Origin of the sequence: Paraburkholderia oxyphila NBRC 105797, from assembly GCF_000685075.1 — a bacterium.
Taxonomy (GTDB): Bacteria; Pseudomonadota; Gammaproteobacteria; order Burkholderiales; family Burkholderiaceae; genus Paraburkholderia; species Paraburkholderia oxyphila.
On record NZ_BAYD01000032.1, the window covers coordinates 1 to 20,789 of the forward strand.

At 66.6% G+C, this 20,789-nt stretch carries 19 protein-coding genes; 5 read left to right on the forward strand and 14 right to left on the reverse strand.

Annotation, left to right across the window (positions count from 1 at the left end):
- The 4 genes from BO1_RS20495 to BO1_RS20515 all read right to left on the reverse strand — a co-directional run.
- A partial coding sequence (locus tag BO1_RS20495) for a thiolase family protein (protein WP_028219158.1) occupies positions 1–419 on the reverse strand: 419 nt, incomplete at its 3' end.
- A 118-nt stretch (positions 420–537) separates the two neighbouring features.
- On the reverse strand, positions 538–2,475 hold the full coding sequence (gene phaC / locus BO1_RS20500; protein WP_167338367.1) for a class I poly(R)-hydroxyalkanoic acid synthase: 1,938 nt from the start codon (positions 2,473–2,475) through the stop codon (positions 538–540).
- Positions 2,476–2,892: 417 nt separating this feature from the next.
- Positions 2,893–3,774 carry a peptidoglycan editing factor PgeF gene (pgeF, locus tag BO1_RS20510; RefSeq protein ID WP_028219160.1) on the reverse strand — a complete coding sequence of 294 codons (882 nt, stop codon included), beginning with the start codon at positions 3,772–3,774 and terminating at the stop codon, positions 2,893–2,895.
- Entirely contained in the window at positions 3,771–5,045 is a 1,275-nt protein-coding gene (locus BO1_RS20515) for an RluA family pseudouridine synthase (protein WP_028219161.1), read from the reverse strand. The genes pgeF and BO1_RS20515 overlap by 4 nt, the downstream gene beginning before the upstream one ends.
- 98 nt (positions 5,046–5,143) lie before the next feature.
- On the opposite strand from BO1_RS20515, the gene BO1_RS20520 reads away from it, so the two are divergent.
- Entirely contained in the window at positions 5,144–5,983 is an 840-nt protein-coding gene (locus BO1_RS20520; protein WP_156992338.1) for an outer membrane protein assembly factor BamD, read from the forward strand.
- Positions 5,984–6,102: 119 nt separating this feature from the next.
- On the opposite strand, the gene rlmD is transcribed toward BO1_RS20520, so the two are convergent.
- Entirely contained in the window at positions 6,103–7,458 is a 1,356-nt protein-coding gene (gene rlmD, locus BO1_RS20525; RefSeq protein WP_028219163.1) for a 23S rRNA (uracil(1939)-C(5))-methyltransferase RlmD, read from the reverse strand.
- A 384-nt stretch (positions 7,459–7,842) separates the two neighbouring features.
- On the opposite strand from rlmD, the gene BO1_RS20530 reads away from it, so the two are divergent.
- The 3 genes from BO1_RS20530 (at position 7,843) to BO1_RS20540 (ending at position 9,554) form a co-directional block, all read left to right on the forward strand.
- Positions 7,843–8,049 carry a hypothetical protein gene (locus BO1_RS20530; protein ID WP_028219164.1) on the forward strand — a complete coding sequence of 69 codons (207 nt, stop codon included), beginning with the start codon at positions 7,843–7,845 and terminating at the stop codon, positions 8,047–8,049.
- A gap of 157 nt (positions 8,050–8,206) precedes the next feature.
- On the forward strand, positions 8,207–8,554 hold the full coding sequence (locus BO1_RS20535) for a hypothetical protein (protein ID WP_156992339.1): 348 nt from the start codon (positions 8,207–8,209) through the stop codon (positions 8,552–8,554).
- A gap of 82 nt (positions 8,555–8,636) precedes the next feature.
- A complete protein-coding gene (locus BO1_RS20540) occupies positions 8,637–9,554 on the forward strand; it encodes an endonuclease/exonuclease/phosphatase family protein (RefSeq protein ID WP_028219166.1) in 918 nt (305 codons plus the stop codon).
- Between the two features lie 46 nt (positions 9,555–9,600).
- On the opposite strand, the gene BO1_RS20545 is transcribed toward BO1_RS20540, so the two are convergent.
- The 5 genes from BO1_RS20545 to surE are packed head-to-tail and all read right to left on the reverse strand — an operon-like array spanning position 9,601 to position 14,292.
- Complete coding sequence (locus BO1_RS20545; RefSeq protein ID WP_028219167.1) at positions 9,601–10,380, reverse strand: 3'-5' exonuclease; 780 nt, start codon at positions 10,378–10,380, stop codon at positions 9,601–9,603.
- Between the two features lie 32 nt (positions 10,381–10,412).
- Complete coding sequence (gene rpoS, locus BO1_RS20550) at positions 10,413–11,489, reverse strand: RNA polymerase sigma factor RpoS (protein ID WP_028219168.1); 1,077 nt, start codon at positions 11,487–11,489, stop codon at positions 10,413–10,415.
- A 12-nt stretch (positions 11,490–11,501) separates the two neighbouring features.
- A complete protein-coding gene (locus tag BO1_RS20555; protein ID WP_043285623.1) occupies positions 11,502–12,398 on the reverse strand; it encodes a peptidoglycan DD-metalloendopeptidase family protein in 897 nt (298 codons plus the stop codon).
- 5 nt (positions 12,399–12,403) lie between these two features.
- The gene (locus tag BO1_RS20560) at positions 12,404–13,534 is read right to left on the reverse strand and encodes a protein-L-isoaspartate(D-aspartate) O-methyltransferase (protein WP_028219170.1); all 1,131 of its coding nucleotides are present in this window, start codon (positions 13,532–13,534) and stop codon (positions 12,404–12,406) included.
- Positions 13,531–14,292: a 5'/3'-nucleotidase SurE gene (gene surE / locus BO1_RS20565; RefSeq protein WP_028219171.1), complete on the reverse strand. Its 762-nt coding sequence runs from the start codon at positions 14,290–14,292 to the stop codon at positions 13,531–13,533. Before surE ends, BO1_RS20560 begins: the two co-directional genes overlap by 4 nt.
- Positions 14,293–14,632: 340 nt before the next feature.
- Between surE and BO1_RS20570 the strand changes: the two genes are divergently transcribed.
- Positions 14,633–15,604, forward strand: a complete 972-nt coding sequence (locus tag BO1_RS20570; protein ID WP_028219172.1) for an NADPH:quinone oxidoreductase family protein — start codon at positions 14,633–14,635, stop codon at positions 15,602–15,604.
- A 93-nt stretch (positions 15,605–15,697) separates the two neighbouring features.
- On the opposite strand, the gene BO1_RS20575 is transcribed toward BO1_RS20570, so the two are convergent.
- From BO1_RS20575 to BO1_RS20590, 4 genes are all read right to left on the reverse strand, one after another.
- On the reverse strand, positions 15,698–16,957 hold the full coding sequence (locus BO1_RS20575; protein WP_028219173.1) for a CaiB/BaiF CoA transferase family protein: 1,260 nt from the start codon (positions 16,955–16,957) through the stop codon (positions 15,698–15,700).
- A gap of 105 nt (positions 16,958–17,062) precedes the next feature.
- The gene (gene recR, locus BO1_RS20580; RefSeq protein WP_028219174.1) at positions 17,063–17,659 is read right to left on the reverse strand and encodes a recombination mediator RecR; all 597 of its coding nucleotides are present in this window, start codon (positions 17,657–17,659) and stop codon (positions 17,063–17,065) included.
- Between the two features lie 199 nt (positions 17,660–17,858).
- Positions 17,859–18,185 (reverse strand): YbaB/EbfC family nucleoid-associated protein, encoded by a 327-nt coding sequence (locus BO1_RS20585; protein WP_028204938.1) that lies wholly within the window; start codon positions 18,183–18,185, stop codon positions 17,859–17,861.
- Positions 18,186–18,266: 81 nt separating this feature from the next.
- Positions 18,267–20,765: a DNA polymerase III subunit gamma/tau gene (locus BO1_RS20590; RefSeq protein WP_028219175.1), complete on the reverse strand. Its 2,499-nt coding sequence runs from the start codon at positions 20,763–20,765 to the stop codon at positions 18,267–18,269.
- Positions 20,766–20,789: the final 24 nt, after the last annotated feature.

The window sequence follows — 20,789 nt, forward strand, 5'->3', positions numbered from 1 at the left end:
ATCAGCTTCGCATCGCCCATGCGGAAGCCGTCGCGCGAGCCCGGCAGCACGTGCGGCGCCGCGCTCATGTTCTCCTGGCCGCCGGCCACGACGATCTCCGAGTCGCCCGCGATGATCGCGTTGGCCGCGAGCATCACGGCTTTCAGGCCCGAGCCGCAGACCTTGTTGATCGTCATCGCGGGCACCGCCGTGGGCAGCCCCGCCTTGATCGACGCCTGACGGGCGACGTTCTGGCCCGAACCCGCGGTCAGCACCTGCCCCATGATCACGTCGCTCACCTGCTCGGGTTTCACGCCCGCACGCTCCAGCGCGGCCTTGATGACCAGCGCGCCCAGATCGGGCGCCGCAATCTTCGCAAGCGTTCCGCCGAATTTGCCGACCGCGGTACGCGCAGCCGAAACGATCACGATATCTGTCATTTTCAGTTCCTCCGGGCAGCGGGAAGTTGCAAGACTCCCCTTCCCGTCACGTTAAAAACCCTACACCCCGCATCGCCGCCCAATCCGCGGCGTGCGCTTCAACCCGATTCGACCCGCTTCAGTCGCGCTGCTGCACGTAGCGCCCAGGTGCGGGTTCGATCTCGGGAAACTCCGCCGAGCCCGCCTGCGCGCGCGGCTTCACCTTCTTGCCGCCGAACTGGTCGAGCCACTCGGCCCAGGTCGGCCACCAGCTGCCCGGCTTTTCCGCAGCCTCTGCGAACCAGTCGTCGGCCTCCTCGGGCAGATGCTTCGCATCGGCTTCGACACTCCAGTAGCTGCGCTTGTTCTTCGAAGCCGGATTGATCACGCCGGCGATATGCCCCGACGCGCCCAGCACGAACTTCAGCGGGCCCGAGAGCAGCGGCACCGAGGCATAGGCAGTGCGCCACGGCACGATATGGTCCTCGCGCGAGCCGTAGATGAAGGTCGGCACGTCGATGCGCGAGAGGTCGACTTCCTCGCCGCACACGGTGAGCGCGCCCGGCTCGCGCAGCTTGTTCTCGAGATAGGTATTGCGCAGGTACCACGCATACATCGGGCCCGGCAGGCTCGTCGAGTCGCTGTTCCAGTAAAGCAGATCGAACGCCGCGGGCGTGCGGCCCTTGAGATAATTGTCGACGACGTAGTTCCAGACCAGATCGTTCGGGCGCAGGAACGAAAACGTGTTCGCGAACTCGACGCCGCGCATCAAGCCCGGCGTCCCGCCGTTCTTGCCGCCGATGGTCTGCTCGCGCATCTGCACGTGCGCCTCGTCGACGAACACGTCGAGCACGCCCGTGTCGGAGAAGTCGAGCATGGCCGTGAGCAGTGTCATCGACGAAGCGGGATGCTCGCCGCGCGCGGCCGCGACGGCCAGTGCCGTAGCGAGCAGCGTGCCGCCCACGCAGAAGCCGAGCGTGTTGATCTGCTCGCGCTCGCTGATGCTGCGCACCGTCTCGATGGCGGTCAGCACGCCTTCCTCGACGTAGTCGTCCCAGCCCTTATGGGCAATCGACGCGTCGCCGTTGTGCCAGGAAACGAGGAACACCTGCTGCCCTTGCTCCAGCGCGTACGCGACAAGCGAATTCTCGGGCTGCAGGTCGAGGATGTAGTACTTGTTGATGCACGGCGGCACGATCAGCAGCGGCCGTTCGCGCACGGTTGCCGTGGTCGGCTTGTACTGGATGAGCTGGAACAGCGCGTTCTCGAACACCACCGAGCCTTCGGTGGTCGCGAGGTTGTGGCCCACCACGAAGCGCGACTCGTCAGTTTGCGAGATCTTGCCGCGCGACATGTCGCCGAGCAGATTCATCACGCCCTGGCGCAGGCTCTCGCCATGGCTCTCGAGCAACGCGTGCTGGGCCTCGGGATTGAGGGCGAGGAAATTGCTCGGGGACGCGGCCGCCGTCCATTGCTGGACCGCAAAGCGGATGCGCTCGCGCGTTTTTGCATCGGTCTCGATGGCGTCGACCATTTCGTGCAGATAACGCGCGTTGAGCAGATACCACGCCGCCGTGAACGCATAGGCCGGCGTCGCCTTCCATGCGTCCGCGCTGAAGCGGCGGTCCTTGAGCTCGGGTGCCTTGGGCGAAGCGGCGGACGCCTCGCGCAACAGGTCGAGTGCCTCGCGCGAATAGTCGGCCTGCAGGTGCTGCAACCGCGAAGGCTCGATCGATGCCGCTGGAAGCTTGAACGCCTCCAGCGCGCCGAAAGCCGAGCTCATCGCGGCAGGATTCATCGCCGCATTGAACGCCGCCTGAGCGGGATTGGCCGCAGCATTGGCGGCACCGTTTGCCGCGCCGGGCCAGAACGCGCCGGGTTGCCCCGCCGCCTGGCCCCAATGTTGCACGCCCGATTGCTGCGCAGCATTCATGGCGTTGCGCCATGCCTGTGTCCACGCATCGAGCATCTGTTGCATGCCAGCGGCGTCCGGTGTGAATTTCGGAATGAAAGACTGTGCACCGCCGGTTGAAGCGCCCGCGCCCGGGGTTGTCGAGGAACGTTGAGATGCCGTCATGCCTGCTTTTGACCGATGTGTCCCGAAGGACTGGTTGAGAGGCAGGTGGTCCGCGCGCGGCGCACTGCTACTGGCGTGTGCCTTGTCGCGTCCTGTCCCGTGGGTGAGGGACATTCTTGCTCCCCACGGCAAAGCATGTCAATGCTTGTGCCCGATTTTGCCGCACTGCGATATTTTTTTCATTATCGTTTTCCCGATGTAAGCCAACCTTAAATTGGTCGACACAATGTGCGGCGCATGACAGCTTGCGAAAAAGCGCCATGGCCGCAAGTGCTTGCAGTGCAATGCACAAATCGCCGATTCGATTCGCATGGCACGAAACGCCGCGCCTTGCGCCGACGCTGCAGCGCAGCAAAAAACAGCGCATCCAGCCTTGAAATCAGGGTTTGCAGTGCCGAAACGGCGCGAGCCGACGACTCAGGGCGCGAGCCAGATCAGCGCGGCCATGCGCCCCGTCACGCGCTCGCGGCGATACGAGTAGAAGCGCTCGCGATCCGTGAACGTGCACAGTCCCCCGCCGCTCACATGCGCCACGCCAATTTCGGCGAGACGCAGGCGCGCAAGCTGGCCGAGGTCGGCGAGATATTTGCCCGGCGCTTCGGGGCGCGGCACGAACGCGGCAGCCGTGTCGGCGCGCCGCGCGTCGCGTTGCGCGCCGCCGGCTAGCTGCGCGTGATCCATGAACGCCTCTCGCACGTCCTCACCCACTTCGAAGGCCTGCGGGCCAATCGCCGGTCCGAGGTACGCGTGCAGCTCGCTCGCGGCGCAGCCCGCGAGTTCGGCCACGCGCTGCGCGGTTTTCTCGATGACACCGGCAGCGAGGCCGCGCCATCCCGCGTGCGCGGCGCCAACCGCCCGGCCGGCGCTGTCGCAGAGCAGCACGGGCATGCAGTCGGCGACCATCACCGTGCAGGCGATGCCGGGCTGGTCCGTCACGCTCGCGTCGGCTTCGAGCAGCGTGCCTGCGCGTGCGGCCTCGAGCGCGGCGGCAGCGTCCACCACCACCGGCCCGTGGACCTGCTTCAGCCACGCAGCGGGCACGCCCGCGTAGGCGAGCAAGCGCGCGCGATTGGCCTCGACATGCTCGAGATCGTCGCCGGACGAACGGCCGAGGTTCAGGCCACACGGCAGCTCCACGCCGCCGTCTTGCGCCGGGTGCGCCGCATCCGTCTGCCAGCGGCCGAATGGCGGCGCGCTCACGCCGCCGTTGCGCGTCGTCATGATTGCGCGCACGCGCGGCGACACATTCCAGTCCGGGTGCAGCAAATCGGCGGAGGTCAGTTCGGGGCAGGTCGTCATGCGTGCGGGTCCTCTTCGCCTTCGCCTTCGCCTTCGCCTTCGTCTTCGTCGTAGTCGTCTTCGTCGCTGCCGATGACGTAGCCCTCGTCCGTGTACGCGCTATCGAAGACCTCGTCGTCGAAGCCGTACTCATCCTCTTCTTCGCGGCCGAAGCCGAGCGCGGCGATGAGCGCGTCCATGTCATTGGGAACCTCGGCGCGCCACTGCATCGCACGGCCCGTGACCGGATGGATCAAGCCGAGGCGCCAGGCATGCAGCGCCTGACGCGAGAAACCGTCGGGCAGCGCCGCGACCGAGCGCTTGCCGCGCGCGTGCCCATAGACGGGGTCGCCGAGCAGCGGATGGCCGATGGCCGCGCAATGGACGCGGATCTGGTGCGTGCGCCCCGTCTCCAGGTCGCAATGGATCGCGCTCACGGGCTGGTTATGCCAAAGGGTCTTGTCGACGCGCCGGAAATGGGTGCGCGCGGGCTTGCCCGAGGCGCCCGCCACGACCGCCATGCGCGTGCGCTCACGCGGGTCGCGGCCGATGGGCGCGTCGATCGTGCCGTCATCGGGCATGTTGCCCCAGACGAGCGCGAGATAGCGGCGCTTCACCGTGCGCGCCTGCAACTGCCGCACGAGGTCGGTTTGCGCCTCGAGCGTGCGCGCGACCACCATCAGCCCGGAGGTCTCCTTGTCGAGCCGGTGCACGATGCCCGCGCGCGGCAAGCCCGCCGCCGCCTCGCCGTAGCGATGCAGCAGGCCGTTCAGGATCGTGCCGCTCCAGTTGCCGGCGGCCGGATGCACGACTAGCCCGGCGGGCTTGTTGATGACGACGATGGCGTCGTCTTCGTAGATGACGTCGAGCGGCACCGGTTCGGGTGTGAACGCAAGCTGCTCGGGCAGCAGGTCGGGCACGAGCTCGATCACGGCGCCGAGCGGCACCGGCTGGCGCACCTTGGCGGGCTTGCCGTCGACATGCACACGCTGCGCCTCGATCCAGCCTTGCAGGCGGTTACGCGAAAATTCGGGAAAGACTTTGGCGAGCACCTTGTCGAGGCGCTCGCCGGCCAGCTCGTCGGGCACCTCGGCACGACGGGCTTCCTGCTCTTGCTGGGCGCGGCGCGTGCGCGGCGCACTGCCCGGCGCAGCGGCGCTCGCCTCGCCAATGAGGTCGTCATCGAGCGCATCACCGGCGGCTGCGTCATCGGGCACTTCGCCCAGGCTATAATCGCTGATGCTGTTTTGGGCGCCGGGAGCGCCGGCCCCCGGAATAACTGAACGGGTCATTGAGTCTGGGTCACCTGTGGACCTGTAGCTGGACTGGATAAATGCGAGCCTTGAACACGATTACGAAACTGGCCCAAGATGCAGTGGCCCGAAACGCAATGCGCGCGGCACAAGCGCTGACACTCGGCAAGATTGGCAACATTATTCGCATTGCGGCTTGCGGCGCCGCACTTGCGGCGGTTGCGGCCTGCCACGGCTTGCCGGAAAAGACCGACGAAACGGCAGCATGGAACAACAACAAATTATATACGGAGGCCCAGGACGCGCTCTCCGGCGGCGACTGGGGCAAGTGCGCGAAATACTTCGAGCAGCTCGAAGGCCGTGACCCGTTCGGCCACTTCGCCCAGCAGGCGCAGATCAACGTCGCCTACTGCAACTGGAAGGATAACGAGAACGACGCCGCCGACCAGGCGATCAACCGCTTCATCCAGCTGCACCCGGATCACCCGGACATCGCCTACGCGTATTACCTGAAGGGCATGATCCACTTCAACGACGACCTCGGTCTGTTCGGCCGCTTCTCCGGCCAGGACATGAGCGAGCGCGATCCGAAGTCGCTGCGCGAGTCGTATGACGCGTTCAAGGTCGTCGTGGACAAGTACCCGCAAAGCAAGTACGCGCCCGACGCTGCGCAGCGCATGCGCTATATCGTGAACGCGCTCGCCTCGCACGAAGTGCACGCCGCCGACTACTACTACCGCCGCGGCGCCTATGTGGCTGCGATCAACCGTGCGCAGCTCGCGATTCAGGACTACAAGAGCGCGCCGGCGATCGAAGACGCCCTGCACATCATGATTCTTTCGTATCAGAAGCTGAATCAGCCGCAGATGGCCGACGATACCCGCCGCGTACTCGCCGCCACCTTCCCGGACAGCCCGTACATCACGGGCCACGCACGCCCCGGCAAGGAGAGCAAGTCGTGGTGGCAGATCTGGTGATCGCCGCTTCGGCCCGTTAAAGAAAAATCGCCACGGATCTCCGTGGCGATTTTTTTTTTGCCGCCGTCGAGCACCAGGCGGCCGGGGAAACCGCGGCGCGCGAGGCGCGCCGCCTTCGCTCAGTCGCGCTCGAACAGCGCGATCGACTCGACGTGCGAGGTGTGCGGGAACATGTTGACCACACCCGCGCCCTTGAGCCGGTAGCCGGCTTCGTTCACGAGCACGCCCGCGTCGCGGGCGAGCGTCGCCGGGCTGCACGACACATAGACGATGCGCCTGGGCAACGGACCGTCCCCGCTCTTCGCGATCTCGGCCAGCGCCTGCGACACCGCGAGCGCGCCTTCGCGCGGCGGATCGACGAGGAACTTGTCGAAGTGGCCGAGCGCGCGGATGTCGTCGGCGGTGACTTCGAACAGGTTGCGGCACGCAAACGACGTATGGCCGTCCACGCCGTTGGCGCGCGCATTCTCGAGCGCACGCGCCGTCAGCGTGTCGCTGCCCTCGATGCCCACCACCTCACGCGCGAGCCGCGCGAGCGGCAGCGTGAAGTTGCCGATGCCGCAGAACAGGTCGAGCACGCGGTCGCCCGGCTCGGGCGCGAGCAGGCGCAGCGCGCGGCCCACGAGCACGCGGTTGATCTGATGATTGACCTGGGTGAAATCCGTCGGCTTGAACGGCATGCGGATATTGAACTCGGGCAGCGTGTAGTCGAGCGCCTTGTCGAGCGGATAGAACGGGAACACCGTGTCCGGGCCCTTGGGCTGCAGCCAGAACTGCACGTTGTGCTCATCGGCAAAGGTGCGCAGCAAGTCTTCGTCGGCGGCGGTGAGCGGCTCGAGAATGCGCAGCACGAGCGCCGTCACACTCGATCCGACGGCGAGCTCGATCTGCGGCATGCGGTCGCAAATCGACAGCGCCTCGACCAGCCGGCGCAGCGGCACGAGCATGGCCGACACCTCGGGCGGCAGGACCTCGCAGCTCGTCATGTCGGCGACATAGCTGCTCTTGCGCTCGTGGAAGCCCACCAGCACGCCGCCCTTCTTCGGCACATTGCGCACGGTCAGACGCGCGCGATAGCGATAGCCCCACGACGGGCCATGGATAGGCCGGAACATCGTTTCCGCACGCACCTTCGAGAGATGCATGAGATTGTCTTCGAGCACGCGCTGCTTGACGGCGATCTGGGCACGCACGTCCAGATGCTGCATCGAGCAGCCGCCACAGGTGCCGAAAAACGCGCACTGCGGCCGCGTGCGGATTGCGCTCTCGCGCAGCACGTTCACGACCTGGGCCTGCTCGAAGCTCGGCTTCTTGCGGTAGCTCAAATAAGTGACGCGCTCGCCTGGCAGTGCGCCCTCGACGAAGATCACTTTGCCGGGCTCGCCCGTTTCGGTGACGGTGCGGCCGACGCCCCGCGCCTCCATGTCGAGGGACTCGATTTCCAGAATCGGGGCATGAGCAACCGAGGCTTCCACGGCGGCGCGCTTCTCGGCGCGGCGCTCGCGCTTGCTGAGCTTCTTCGCGGGCGCGGGCGTGGGCGCAGCGGCGGCGGATGCGGCGTGGGCGGTTTCGGTTTGAGGGTCGGGGGCAGCTTGGGACACCAGCGGGTTCCTGACAGACAGTGGGGTGAATTTTTCAGGCGAAGGCGAGATTGTAGTCGATTCGGCGTCGGCTCCCCTACGTGAGCCGTGGTGCGGGTCACCACGCAGGCGCTCGAGTGCCTCGCGATGCCGGCGAACCGAATCGGCGGAATTAGCACCCCGGCACTTTCAAACTCTTCCGATATTCGACGCGAGCCCTCGTCCGTACGATGGTTTCAGCGACGTGCCATATGAGGCCGGCGCCCGAGACCCGACATCATGGACACACTCTTCTCCGCTTACGGTTTTGCGATTTCTCTCGCCATGCTTTGCGCGGCGGTTCTTTTGCTCGCCCCCTTGCTGGAAGCGCTGCCTCGCCGCGCTGCCGCACAACGCGACGCGTATCTCGTCGCCGCGGCGATGCTGGGTAGCCCTTTGCTGATGATCGGCCTCCTCTACCTTGTCGTGCGTTTTCTCTTCGATTGACCGGCACGCCCACACGTCATGCCGTCCGCCGTGCGTCGCGTCGCGAACGCACCGGACGCTTTGATTTGCCTCGCACGCTGATTTGGGACGAGTCCGATAGGAAGCTTCGCGCCGAGGACGTACAGATAGCGCACCCATCATGATCTTCAGATTCGACATGAACAAACTGCTTTACGCGACGCTTGTCGCAGCCGTCCTCGGCGTCAGCGCCTGCTCGTCGCCGACGCCCGCGCCGGACGTGACGATTTCCTACGTCACCGAGGGCATGACGCAAAACGACGTCATGAAGCGCATCGGCCCACCCGACCGCGTGCTGGGCGAAAACGGCAACGAATGCTTCCAGTATGCGCTCGGCAAATATGGCGACGTGCCCTTCGCCGTGTATTTCAGGCAGCGCGCCGTAGCAGCGACAACGCGCGCGAAATGCGACCTCGCGGTGGTGCGCGCCGCGGCCGGGCCGGCCCTGACCTATCATTCATCCGACTACGCGGTAATGCGTCGATAACCCGCTCGCGGCCCGCACTCGCGGCGCCACTCCGGAGGCCGGCGCCATCGCCCGCCCAATATTGCGTGAGCCGGAGCACGTCATGAGACTCGTCAGCTGGAACGTGCAGTGGGGGCGCGACGCCTTGGGTGTCGTGGACCTCGCGCGCACCGTACGCGAAGCACGCCGCCTCGCCGACTTCGACGTCCTGTGCCTGCAGGAGATCACCCGGGGCTTTCGCGCACTGCCGGGCGGCCCCGGCGACGATCAGTTCGCCGAGCTGGCCGCGCTGCTGCCCGGCTTCACGGTGATCGAGGGCATCGGGGCCGATCTGGGTGTCAGCGTGTGTGCCGATCCGGCTGATCCGGCCGCTGCGCCGGGTAAGCCGGCCATGGGACGCGCGCCGCGCCGCCAGTTCGGCAATGCCATCGCCACGCGTCTGCCCGTTGCCCAGGTGTTCCGTCATCTGCTGCCCTGGCCCGCCGACCCCGCCGCGCCGTCGATGCAGCGCGTCGCGCTCGAAGCGGTGCTCGACGTGTCCGGCGCGACGTCGTCGGGCCGCGCATTGCGCGTGCTCGTGACGCATCTGGAGTTCTATTCCGAGCGTCAGCGGCTCGCACAAGTCGATGCGCTGCGGCAACTGCAACAGGAAGCCGCCGCCCACGCGGCGCAGCCGGCTCCCGCTGAAAATGCCGAAGGACCGTTCGCACGCACCGAGCGACCGGTGAGCGCAATCGTCTGCGGAGATTTCAACAGCGCGTTCGGCAGCGCGGCTTACGCCCGGATGCTCGAGCCGCTCGCCGGCAGTCCCGCGTTCATCGATGCCTGGACGGCGCTGCACCCCGGCGCGACGCCGCCGCCCACGGCGGGTGTCTACGATACGGTGCAATGGTCCGACGGGCCGCTCGCCTGCGACTTCGTGTTCGTGACCGAGGACTTGCGCGGCCGGCTCAAGCGCTGCGAGATCGACGGCGCCACCCAGGCATCCGATCATCAGCCGATCGTGCTGGAGCTGGACTGAGGCCGCGCGCGCAGGCGCGCATGCAGCCGCCGCGCCACCCACACGCTCAATTGCCGAACGCTTCCAGATATTCCTTCCAGTGCGACGCCGGCTCGGCCGCGAGCGACTGCTTCACGAACTCGATCTCATCGTCGTATTCGCGTTCAGTAAAGCCACCGCGCATCTTCTGGAAACGGCAATAGAGCAGATACGTGTTGACCACATCGGTTTCGCAGTAGTTGCGGATTTCCTCGATGCGGCCCTGCTGGAACGCCGTCCACACGTGCCCGCCGTCCATCCCGAGCTTGCCCGGAAAGCCGCACAGCTTCGCGAGCGCGTCGAGCGGCGCGTTGGCGCGCGCCTGATACATCGCGAGCAGGTCCATCAGGTCGGTGTGGCGCGAGTGGTAGCGGCTGATGTAGTTGTTCCACTTGAAGTCGCGGTCCTCTTCGCCCATCTCCCAGTAGCGCACGGCGCGAATGCCGTGCACCAGCGCCCGATAGTGCAGCACCGGCAGGTCGAAGCCGCCGCCGTTCCACGAGACCAGCTGCGGCGTGTACTTCTCGATGGTGCGGTAGAACGAATCGATCAGCTTTGCTTCGCCGTCCTCGGGCGTGCCGAGCGAGCGCACGCGAAAACCCTGGCCATCGCGGAACACGCACGAAATCGCGGCCACGCGCTGCAGGTGATGCGGCAGGAAATCGCTGCCGGTTTTCTCACGGCGTGCGGCGAACGCGTGCTCGGCCACTTCGGCGTCGGTCAGCGAGGCGGGTAGATCATCGAGACGGCGAATGCCGTCGACATCGGGAATCGTCTCGATGTCGAATACGAGTACAGGAACTGTCATTCAGGTGAACTGCAAAGAAGAGCAGCGAGGTTTTAAAGAACGGCGTCCTTGCGCACGCCGTTCGAGGCGAAAAAGCGCTTGAGGCGCACCAGCGCTTCCTGCTGGATCTGCCGCACGCGCTCGCGGGTGAGGCCCATTTCGTCGGCCAGCTCTTCGAGCGTGGCGGGCTCGATATGGTTCAGTCCGAAGCGCCGCTCGATGACATGGCGATGCTTGTCCGAAAGCCGGCCGAGCCACGCGCGCGTGAGCGTCTCGAGCTCGCGGTGCTGCACTTCGGCATCGGGCGACTGGCTCTGGTCGTCCGACAGGAGATCGAGCAGGCTGCTCGCCGGATCGAGGTCGAGCGGCGCATCGAGCGACGCGGTGTGCTCGTTGAGCGCGAGGATGTCGGTGACTTCCTCGGTCGTCTTGCCCGTGAGATAGGCGATGTCGTCGATGCTCGCGTCGCGCCGGTCGGAGGCCGAGTCGGCATTGAGCGAATTCTTCTCCAGATGGCGCTTGGCGCGCAGCACCTGGTTGAGCTCGCGGATCACGTGCACGGGCAGGCGCACCGTGCGCGCCTGGTTCATGATCGCGCGCTCGATGCTCTGGCGGATCCACCAGGTGGCATAGGTCGAAAAGCGGAAACCGCGCGTGGGATCGAACTTCTCGATCGCATGCATCAGGCCGAGGTTGCCTTCTTCGATCAGGTCGAGCAGCGGCACACCACGGTTCAGATAGCCCTTCGCAATGCTGACGACGAGCCGCAGATTGCGCTCGATCATGACTTGCCGCGCCTCGAACTCGCCGGCCTTGGCAAGCCGCGAATAGCGCTGCTCCTCCTCGACGGTGAGCAGCGGCTTCACGCTGATCCGGTTCAGATAATGCTGGATGGTGTCGGCCGTGAGCTCGGCCTGCAAGATCGCGCGGAAGTCGTCCGCGTCGGACGGCGCTTCCGCGGGTTCTTCACTATCACGGCCGCCCTCTTCGGACGCGGACTCGCGCTCGTCGAACTCGCGTGCGTTCTCGAGTTCTTCGTCGTCGCCCTGCCGAGCGCCGTCCTCCACCGAAACCTGGGCGGCTTGACTGTCAGACTCGGACTGCTGCAGACGGCGCTTCGATTTCGGCATGGTCGGCTCGCATTATTGCGGCGGCAAGTACTTCAGTGGGTCGACGGGCTTGCCCTGGCGGCGTACTTCGAAATGCAGCATCACGCGATCCGAGTCAGTGTTGCCCATCTCGGCGATTTTCTGACCCTTCGTGACCGCATCTCCCTCTTTTACCATCAAAGCCCGGTTGTGTGCGTACGCTGTCAAAAACGTGGCGTCATGCTTGATGATAATGAGATTGCCGTAACCGCGCAGCCCATTTCCGGCATAAACCACCCGGCCATCAGCAGCGGCCTTGACCGAATCACCGGCCGCACCGCCAATATTGATGCCCTTGTTCTTCGAATCGTCGAAGCTGTTGAGCACCGGGCCGCGCACCGGCCATGCAAGCGCAAGGCTGCTGGGCGCCGCGGCCATGTCGCCGCCGCTCGCCTGTGGCGACACGGCTGCGACCGGCGGCACCGCCGTCGCGCCCGCGCCCGAACCGTACATCGGCGGCACTGCGGCCTGCGCGGCCGGCGCTGCCACGCCCGGCACCGGTGCGGTGACAACACCCGGCGGATTCACGCCATTGCTCGCACCCGGCGGCACCACGCGCAGCAACTGATCCACCTCGATCTGATTCGGGTTGGTGAGATTGTTCCACGCGGCGATATCGCGGAAATTCTGACCGTTTTCGAGCGCAATCCTATAGAGAGTGTCGCCCGGCTTCACCCGGTAGTATCCCGGAGGCGGCGGGCCGAGCGGCACCTGCGGCTGCGCACCCGCGCCTGCGGTCGCGAGCGGCGCGGTGCGGTCCACGACAGGCGCGTTGTCGAGGCGCGTCGCGCAGGCCGTCAGCAGACAGAGCGCGATGACCGAAGCGCCGTTACGGGCCGCGGTCAGGTCGATATTCAAACGTTTTCTTTGCATCGCGCGCAACATACTCATCGGTTTCAAATCACTCCGGATTTTAAGGGGACAAAGAAAACGCGATCAAGCCGCGACTCCCGCCACTGCGCAGGGCCCGTGCGCTCGACGAGCGTGAGCACCTGGGTCGCTTCATCCTGCTCGGCGACCGGCGCGACGAGGCGTCCGCCGATGGCGAGCTGCTCGAGCAGCGCCTGCGGCACCTCGAAGCCGGCGGCGGCGATCACGATCGCGTCGAACGGCGCCGCCGACGGCAAGCCGAGCCGTCCGTCGCCGTAGTGCAAACGGATGTTCGGGATGCGCAGCGGGCGCAAGTTCGTCTTCGCGCGCTCGTATAACGGCTTGATGCGTTCAATCGAATACACGTCGCGTGCAATCCGGCTCAGCACGGCGGCCTGGTAGCCGCAGCCCGTGCCGATTTCGAGCACGCGCTCGAGGTTGCGGCCCGCGCCCGCGAGTTCAAGCATGCGGGCGACGACCGATGGCTTCGAGATGGTCTGGTGATGACCGATCGGCAACGCCGCATCTTCGTAGGCCTGGGTCGCGAGGCCCGGATCGACGAACATGTGGCGCGGCACACCCGCGAGCGCCTGGAGCACGCGCGGATCGGCAATGCCGTTTGCACGCAGGCGTTCGACCATGCGTTCGCGAACCCGTTCCGAAGTCAGTGCATGCGCGCCATTGAGCGCGACGCCCGGCGCGCCGGCGCTCGGTGCCGCTCCCACGCGGGCATTGATGGCGCCCCGCGCCTGGGCGCCCTTGGGCGCAGGCATTGCAGCAGCGGAAAAAGACGAGGTGGAGCGCAGCGGCGGGTCGCTGCGGCGCGCATCGGACTTGCGCAGCGGCGCCGCCGCGGCGTGCGGCGCGCCGGGCGCTTTTGCAGCTTGAATGCCGCCCGCCTTGCCCGCGACATGCGTACCCGATGCCGTGGGGCTGGCCGCGCCCGTTGTCCCTTTCACGCCCGGGCTTTTCGCGGGCGCCGCTTTCGCTACGGGGTTGGGCGCGCGCTTCGATGCACCGGGCTGGCCCGCACGCGCAAGCGGCGCACGCGCCTCGCCGAGGCGCGTGTCGTGACGATCCTGGCCGTCGTGGCGTCGCGGCTCGCGCACGAGATCGGCGAGGCCGAGCGGGAAACGCTTCGTGCGCTCGCCCGTCATGAAGCGCTGCCGCCTTGACGCACCCACTCGTGCGTCGCTGGCAACATCTGCGTATGCGTCAGGTCGAGTTGCAGCGGCGTAATCGACACGTGGCCGTTCGACACCGCATGAAAGTCCGTGCCCTCGCTCGCGTCACGCGCGCTGCCGGAGGGGCCGATCCAGTAGATCGGCTCGCCGCGCGGATTGGTGTCGCGGATCACGGGCTGCGAGGGATGGCGTTTGCCGAGGCGCGTGACGCGCCATTCGCCGAACTCGTCGTACGGCAGATTCGGAATGTTGACGTTGAGCAGCGGGTTGCCCGGCAACGGATGCGCGAGGTAATGCGCGACGATCTCGGCCGCCACGCGCGCGGCGGAGTCGAGATGCTCCCAGTCTTTGTCGACGAGCGAAAACGCAATGGCCGGCACGCCGAACATGATGCCTTCGGTGGCCGCGGCGACCGTGCCCGAATACAGCGTGTCCTCGCCCATGTTCTGGCCGTTGTTGATGCCGGACACGACGAGATCGGGCTTCTGATCGAGCATGCCCGTGAGCGCGATATGCACCGAGTCGGTAGGCGTGCCGTTGACGTAGTAGAACCCCGTGCTCGCCGAGCGCAGCACCGAGAGCGGTCGCCACAGCGTGAGCGAGTTCGAAGCGGCGCTGCAGTTCTGCTCGGGCGCCATCACCGTGACCTCGCCGAGCGGCTTGAGCGCTTCGTAGAGCGCAGCAAGGCCGGGCGCGAGATAGCCGTCGTCGTTGCTGAGTAGTATTCGCATTCGCCGATTGTAACCGAGGAAAGAAGGCAGGCGAACGACAGGCCGGTGCGGGCCGCGCCGGCGCGCGCGTGCCGATGTGCGGTGCATTCCGGCGTATGCCGGGGATCTCCCGCACAGCGCTTTTCGCAGCGCTTTTCGTTGCGTGTCCGGCCTCGTTTTCGCACCCTTTACGTACGCTTGCCGTACCCTGCTGGCCCGATGCGTAATCGATCCACGCGATCCACGCGATCCACGCAATCCACGAAAATAAACGTACGATCGTTCGCATATCGTCGGATTGCCGTACACTGTAACGCTGTGCCGAACCCATGACCGACCCACCAGGAAGACAGGAGACACAATGCGCGCAATCCGCTGCAACCAGTACGGCCCACCTGACACGCTCACCCTCGAAGATCTGCCCGAACTCGTGCCCGGCCCGGGCCAGGTGGTGATCGACGTGAAGGCGGCCGCGGTCAATTTTCCTGACGTCCTGATCATCGAGAACAAGTATCAGGTCAAGCCGCCGCTGCCCTTCACGCCCGGCGCCGAAGTCGCGGGCATCGTGCGCGCCGTCGGCGATGGCGTGAAGCTCAAGCCCGGCACGCGCGTGGTCGCCTATGTGGGCAATGGCGGGTTCGCGGAGCAGGCGCTTGCCGAGGCCGGCGCGTGCGTGCCGCTGCCCGAAGGCGCCGACTTCGCCACCGCGGCCGCCTTCACGCTCGCTTACGGCACCTCGCACCACGCCGTGGTCGACCGTGCCGCGCTGCGTGCCGGCGAGACCATGCTCGTGCTCGGCGCGGCGGGCGGCGTGGGCCTGGCGGCCGTGGAGATCGGCAAGGTGCTCGGCGCGCGCGTGATTGCGGCTGCATCGAGCGACGAGAAGCTCGAGGTCTGCCGCCGCTTCGGCGCCGACGCCACGATCAACTACAGCACCGAGGACCTGCGCGAGCGCATCAAGGCGCTCACCGACGGCAAGGGCCCCGACGTGATCTACGATCCGGTGGGCGGCATCTATGCCGAACCGGCGTTCCGCAGCATCGGCTGGCGCGGGCGCTATCTCGTGGTCGGCTTTGCCAATGGCGAAATTCCGAAGCTGCCGTTGAACCTCACGCTGCTCAAGGGCGCGAGCATCGTCGGCGTGTTCTGGGGCGATTTCGCGCGCCGCGAGCCGCAGCACAACGCGGCGGCGTTCGCGGAGATGGTGGGCTGGATCGGCGAAGGCAAGCTCAAGCCCTATGTCTCGAAGCGCTACAAGCTCGCCGATACCGCGCAAGCGCTCAAGGACATGGCCTCGCGCAAGGTGACGGGCAAGATCGTCATCGAGCCCTGAGCGGCGCGCGGCATCGCCCGCTCGTAGACGTGAAAAAGGCTCGCAGCACGCGAGCCTTTTTACGTTTTCACCGCTAGATCAATGCACGCACCGCTAGACGATTTGTTGCGCGTGCAACTGTGCGATGCGCTCCGCATCATAGCCGAGCGCCTGCAAGACTTCGTCGGTATGCTCGCCCAGTTCGGGGCCGAGCCAGCGCGTGTCGCCGGGCGTCGCCGAGAGCTTGGGCGTGACCGCGGGTAGCGCGATATCGACGCCCTCTCCCGCCTGCCCATCCTTCTTCTGCCAGCGGAACTGCTGGATCATCTGGCGCGCGGCGAACTGCGGATCGGCGAACATGTCGGCCACCGTGTAGATGCGGCCCACGGGGACGTCGGCGGCGTTGAGCACGTCGAGCGCCTCGTCGATGGTGCGCGTGGAAAGCCACGCCGCGATGGCGCCGTCGATCTCCGCGGTGCGCGGCACGCGGCCGTCGTTGTGCGCGAGGCCGGGATCGTTGGCGAGGTCGTCGCGCTCGATCGCCGTCATGAGACGCTTGAAGATCGGGTCGCTGTTGCCGCCGATCACGATGCTGCCGTCGCGGCACGGATAGGTGTTCGACGGCACGATGCCCGGCAGCGAGGCGCCGGTGCGCTCGCGCACCATGCCGTACACGCCGTACTCGGGCACCACGCTCTCCATCATGTTGAACACGGCCTCGTAGAGCGCGACGTCGACGATCTGGCCGCTGCCGCCGTTCATGTTGCGATGATGGAGCGCCATCATCGCGCCGATCACGCCATGCAGCGCCGCAATCGAATCGCCGATCGAGATGCCGATGCGCGGCGGCGGCAGCTCGGGATAGCCGGTGATATGGCGCAGGCCGCCCATCGACTCGGCAATGGCGCCAAAGCCCGGACGATCGCGATACGGGCCGGTCTGGCCATACCCCGAAAGCCGCACCATCACGAGCCCGGGGTTCTCCTTCGAGAGCACGTCGTAGCCGAGTCCGAGCTTTTCGAGCAGGCCGGGCCGGAAATTCTCGATGACGATGTCGGCCTCTTTCGCGAGGCGCCGCACGATCTCCTTGCCTTCTTCGGCCTTGAGATTGACCGTCACCGACTTCTTGTTACGCGCCTGCACCGCCCACCAGAGCGAGGTGCCGCCCACTTCGGGATAGAGCTTGCGCCACTTGCGCAGCGGATCGCCGCCCTTGGGGTCTTCGATCTTGATGACCTCGGCGCCGAACTCGCCGAGAAAGCGCGCCGCGAACGGGCCCGCGATCAGCGTGCCGAGCTCGAGCACCTTCACGCCGGCGAGCGGGCCGGCCGTCGCGGTTTTCGCGGCGGATTCAGGGAAAGGGGCTGCGTTCATGGGTCTCCTTTCATGTTCTTCGAAGCTGCGCGACCAGGCGCGCGTCTTGCATGTCGATCTCGAGCGGCCACGCGCTCGCCGCCGCCATGCGGCGCGGGGCTGGCGCTACATCGAGCGCCGGTCGAGCATCGCGCGCGCGATGGTGCCCGCGTCGACGTATTCGAGCTCGCCGCCCACCGGCACGCCGCGCGCGAGGCGCGTGACGGCCAGGCCGCGTGCCTTGAGCGCCTGGCCGAGGTAATGCGCGGTGGCCTCGCCTTCATTCGTGAAGTTGGTTGCGAGCACGACTTCCTTGACGACGCCGTCCGAGGCGCGCTTCACGAGGCGGTCGAAATGAATCTCTTTCGGGCCGATGCCGTCGAGCGGACTCAGATGGCCCATCAGCACGAAATACAGCCCGCGCCAGGTCATGGTCTGCTCGAGCATGATCTGGTCGGCGGGTGTCTCCACGACGCACAGCAGCGTGGGATCGCGCTCTTCGTCGAGACATGTTTCGCAGACCTGAGCTTCGGTGAAGGTGTTGCACTTCTCGCAATGCTTCAGGTGGTCGGTCGCGAACAGGAGCGCGCGGCCGAGCTTTTCTGCGCCGTCGCGGTCGTGCTGCATCAAGTGATAGGCCATGCGCTGCGCCGACTTCGGCCCGACGCCGGGCAACACACGCAGCGCCTCGACGAGCGCCGCCAGGGCGGAAGGTTGTTTCATGCGAATTCAGCGTGGCAATGCATAGTCGAGCGTGACAGCGCGCGGCCGAACATGGCCGGATAGAGTAAAACACGCGCGCAGATACCGCGCGCGCTCAGGTGCGCCTGACATCGGAACCCTGCGCGGCAGCCTCGCAGAAACTGGAGGACCGCCGCGCACGAGGCGGCGCGCAGCCATCGGGCCGCGCGGCGCGCCTCGCTTAGAACGGCATCTTGAAGCCCGGCGGCAGCGGCAGACCGGCAGTCATGCCGCCCATCTTTTCCTGCGACGTGGCTTCGGCCTTGCGCACGGCGTCGTTGAACGCAGCGGCGACGAGGTCTTCGAGCATGTCCTTGTCGTCGGCGAGCAGGCTCGGATCGATCGACACGCGGCGCACGTCGTTGCGGCACGTCATCGTCACCTTGACGAGACCGGCGCCCGCCTGACCCTCGACTTCGATCTGGGCAAGCTGCTCCTGCATCTTCTTCATGTTTTCCTGCATCTGCTGGGCTTGCTTCATGAGCCCGGCGAGTTGACCTTTCAACATTTCACTGCTCCTTCTGGATCATGTGTGATTCGTAAATGATTCGATCGCACCCGCTGTGCCCGGAGCACCGCGCGGCGCGATTCAATGGGCGGTCTGGCTACCGCCCTGCGCGGCCTCGGGCGCGATCGGCCGGATCGAACCCGGCACGATGCTCGCGCCGAAGTCGCGAATCAGTTGCTGCACGAAAGGATCGGCGCCAATCTCGCGCTCGGCGTCGCGCTGGCGCTCGGCGCGCGCGGCGGCGTCGAGCGCCGCCGCCGTGCGGCGCGCGGGACCGACCGTGACGTCGACTTCCACGGGCTTGCCGAGGCTTTCGGCCAGCGCGGCCTTGAGCTTGGCGACCTGCGAGGTCTCCGCGTACTGCGGCACCGGCACGCTGAGCTTGAGCACGCCGCTTTCGAGCGCGGTCAACTCGCTGTTGAACGCAAGCTGATACGAGATGCCCTTGAGCGGCAGGGTCGCGGCGAGCGCCGGCCAGTCGCCCGCGAAGCCGATGGCGTCGAGCGGGATGCCCGGCGGCAGCTTGCTCACGTCGACCACGGCGGCGGAGGGGGCCGATTGTGCGGACAGCGCCGACGATGCACCGGCGCGCGGCGCGGCGGACTCGCCTTCGTATGCGGGCGCGAAGCTTTCGTCGGGGGATGAGAAATAAGCGTCGTCGGCGCCGAGCGGCACGTACTCGTCGGGCGGGATGTCGTCCCACGGCGGCGCACCCGATGCGTCCTGCTGCGGGTTCGTCTCCCGCGCGGGCCGGCGTGCCTGGGCTTCTTGCGCGGCGGCGGCTCGACGCGCGGGATCGGGCGTCGGCACTTTCACTTCCATGCGGGGAGCTGCGGGCTTCGCGGTGGCCGCGGGCGACGCCGCACTGGCCGTCCCGCGCGGGCCACGTTCTGTGGACACGCGCATGCCCTTGCTGCGCAGCACGTCGAGCGCCGCACTCGCGCCGCCGGCGCCGGTGGCGCGAGCCGGAGGCGCCTCCATGGCAGGCGTCTCATGCATCTCTTGCGTCACGGACTGCGCAGGTGGTGCTGCTGGCGTCTCGATAACGGGCTCAGCAGACGGTGCCGGCGCAACCTGCACCTTGGCCTGCGCTTCAGGCTTCGCATCGTCGCCCGATGTGGCCGTGCTCTCGTCTTCCCAAGGCGGCACGACGCGCGCTTGCGCAGCAGGCGCGGCTTGCCCAGCGCTCTGCGCCACCGGTTCCGCGGTTGCTTCAACGCTCGCGGATACGGCTTGCGCATCGGCACTCGGCGATGAGTTGGCGGCGCCCTGCTTCACGTCTTCCGCCAACACTGCGCGTGACGGTGTGATCGTGGCTTCGGCCTGCGTTTGTTCCGTGCGTTCGGCGCGCGGCGCAGCGGCCACCGGCCGCGCAACAGCTCGCTCGGCGGGCGCAACGCCCGCCGCCGAAGCTACCGCCGGTGCCGCCGCACGCACGCCGGCACCTGCCGCCGCCGGCTTCGAAGCCGGCGCGCTGCCGGCACTGCCAGCGCTCACCGAAGGCTCGAACGCCAGCATGCGCAGCAGCGTCATGGTAAAGCCCGCGTACTCGTCGGGCGCGAGACCGAGCTCGCTGCGCCCGAGCGTCGCGATCTGATAGAAGAGTTGCACCTGCTCCGCGCTCAGCACATCGGCGAAGCGGCGCAGATCGTCGGCCTCGGGCCATTCGTCGAGCACCGACGCCGGCGCGAACTGCGCCCACGCCACGCGATGGAACAGACTCGCGAGATCCTGCAGCGCTGTCGAGAACGACAGGCTGCGCAGCGACATTTCATCGGCGATCGCGAGCACTTGCGCGCCGTCGCCGACGACCAGCGCGTCGATCAGGCGAATCAAGTAGCTCTGGTCGAGCGCGCCGAGCATCCCGCGCACGGCCTCTTCCGTCACCTGATTGGCCGAATAGGCGATGGCCTGGTCGGTGAGCGAGAGCGCGTCGCGCATCGAGCCGTCCGCGGCGCGCGCGAGCAGGCGCAGCGCCTGCGGCTCGAACTCGACCTTCTCTTCGCCGAGAATATGCGTGAGATGCTCGACGATGTTGGCGGCCGGCATCTGCTTCAGATTGAACTGCAGGCAGCGCGACAGCACCGTGACCGGAATTTTTTGCGGATCGGTGGTCGCGAGGATGAACTTGACGTGCGGCGGCGGCTCCTCCAGCGTCTTGAGCATCGCATTGAACGCGTGGTTCGTGAGCATGTGCACTTCGTCGATCATGTAGACCTTGAAGCGCGCATCCACCGGCGCATAGACCGCGCGTTCGAGCAGCGCGGCCATTTCGTCGACGCCGCGATTGCTCGCCGCGTCCATCTCGACATAGTCGACGAAGCGCCCTTCGTCGATTTCCCGGCACGCGCGACAGACGCCGCACGGCTTGGACGTCACGCCGGTCTCACAATTGAGCGCCTTGGCGAAGATGCGCGAGAGCGTCGTCTTGCCCACGCCGCGCGTGCCCGTGAAGAGATACGCGTGATGGAGACGCCCACCGTCGAGCGCATGCGTGAGCGCGCGCACCACGTGCTCCTGTCCGACGAGCGAAGCGAAATCCTTCGGTCGCCACTTGCGTGCGAGAACTTGATAGGTCATCCGGAAATTGTATCAGCAACGCCC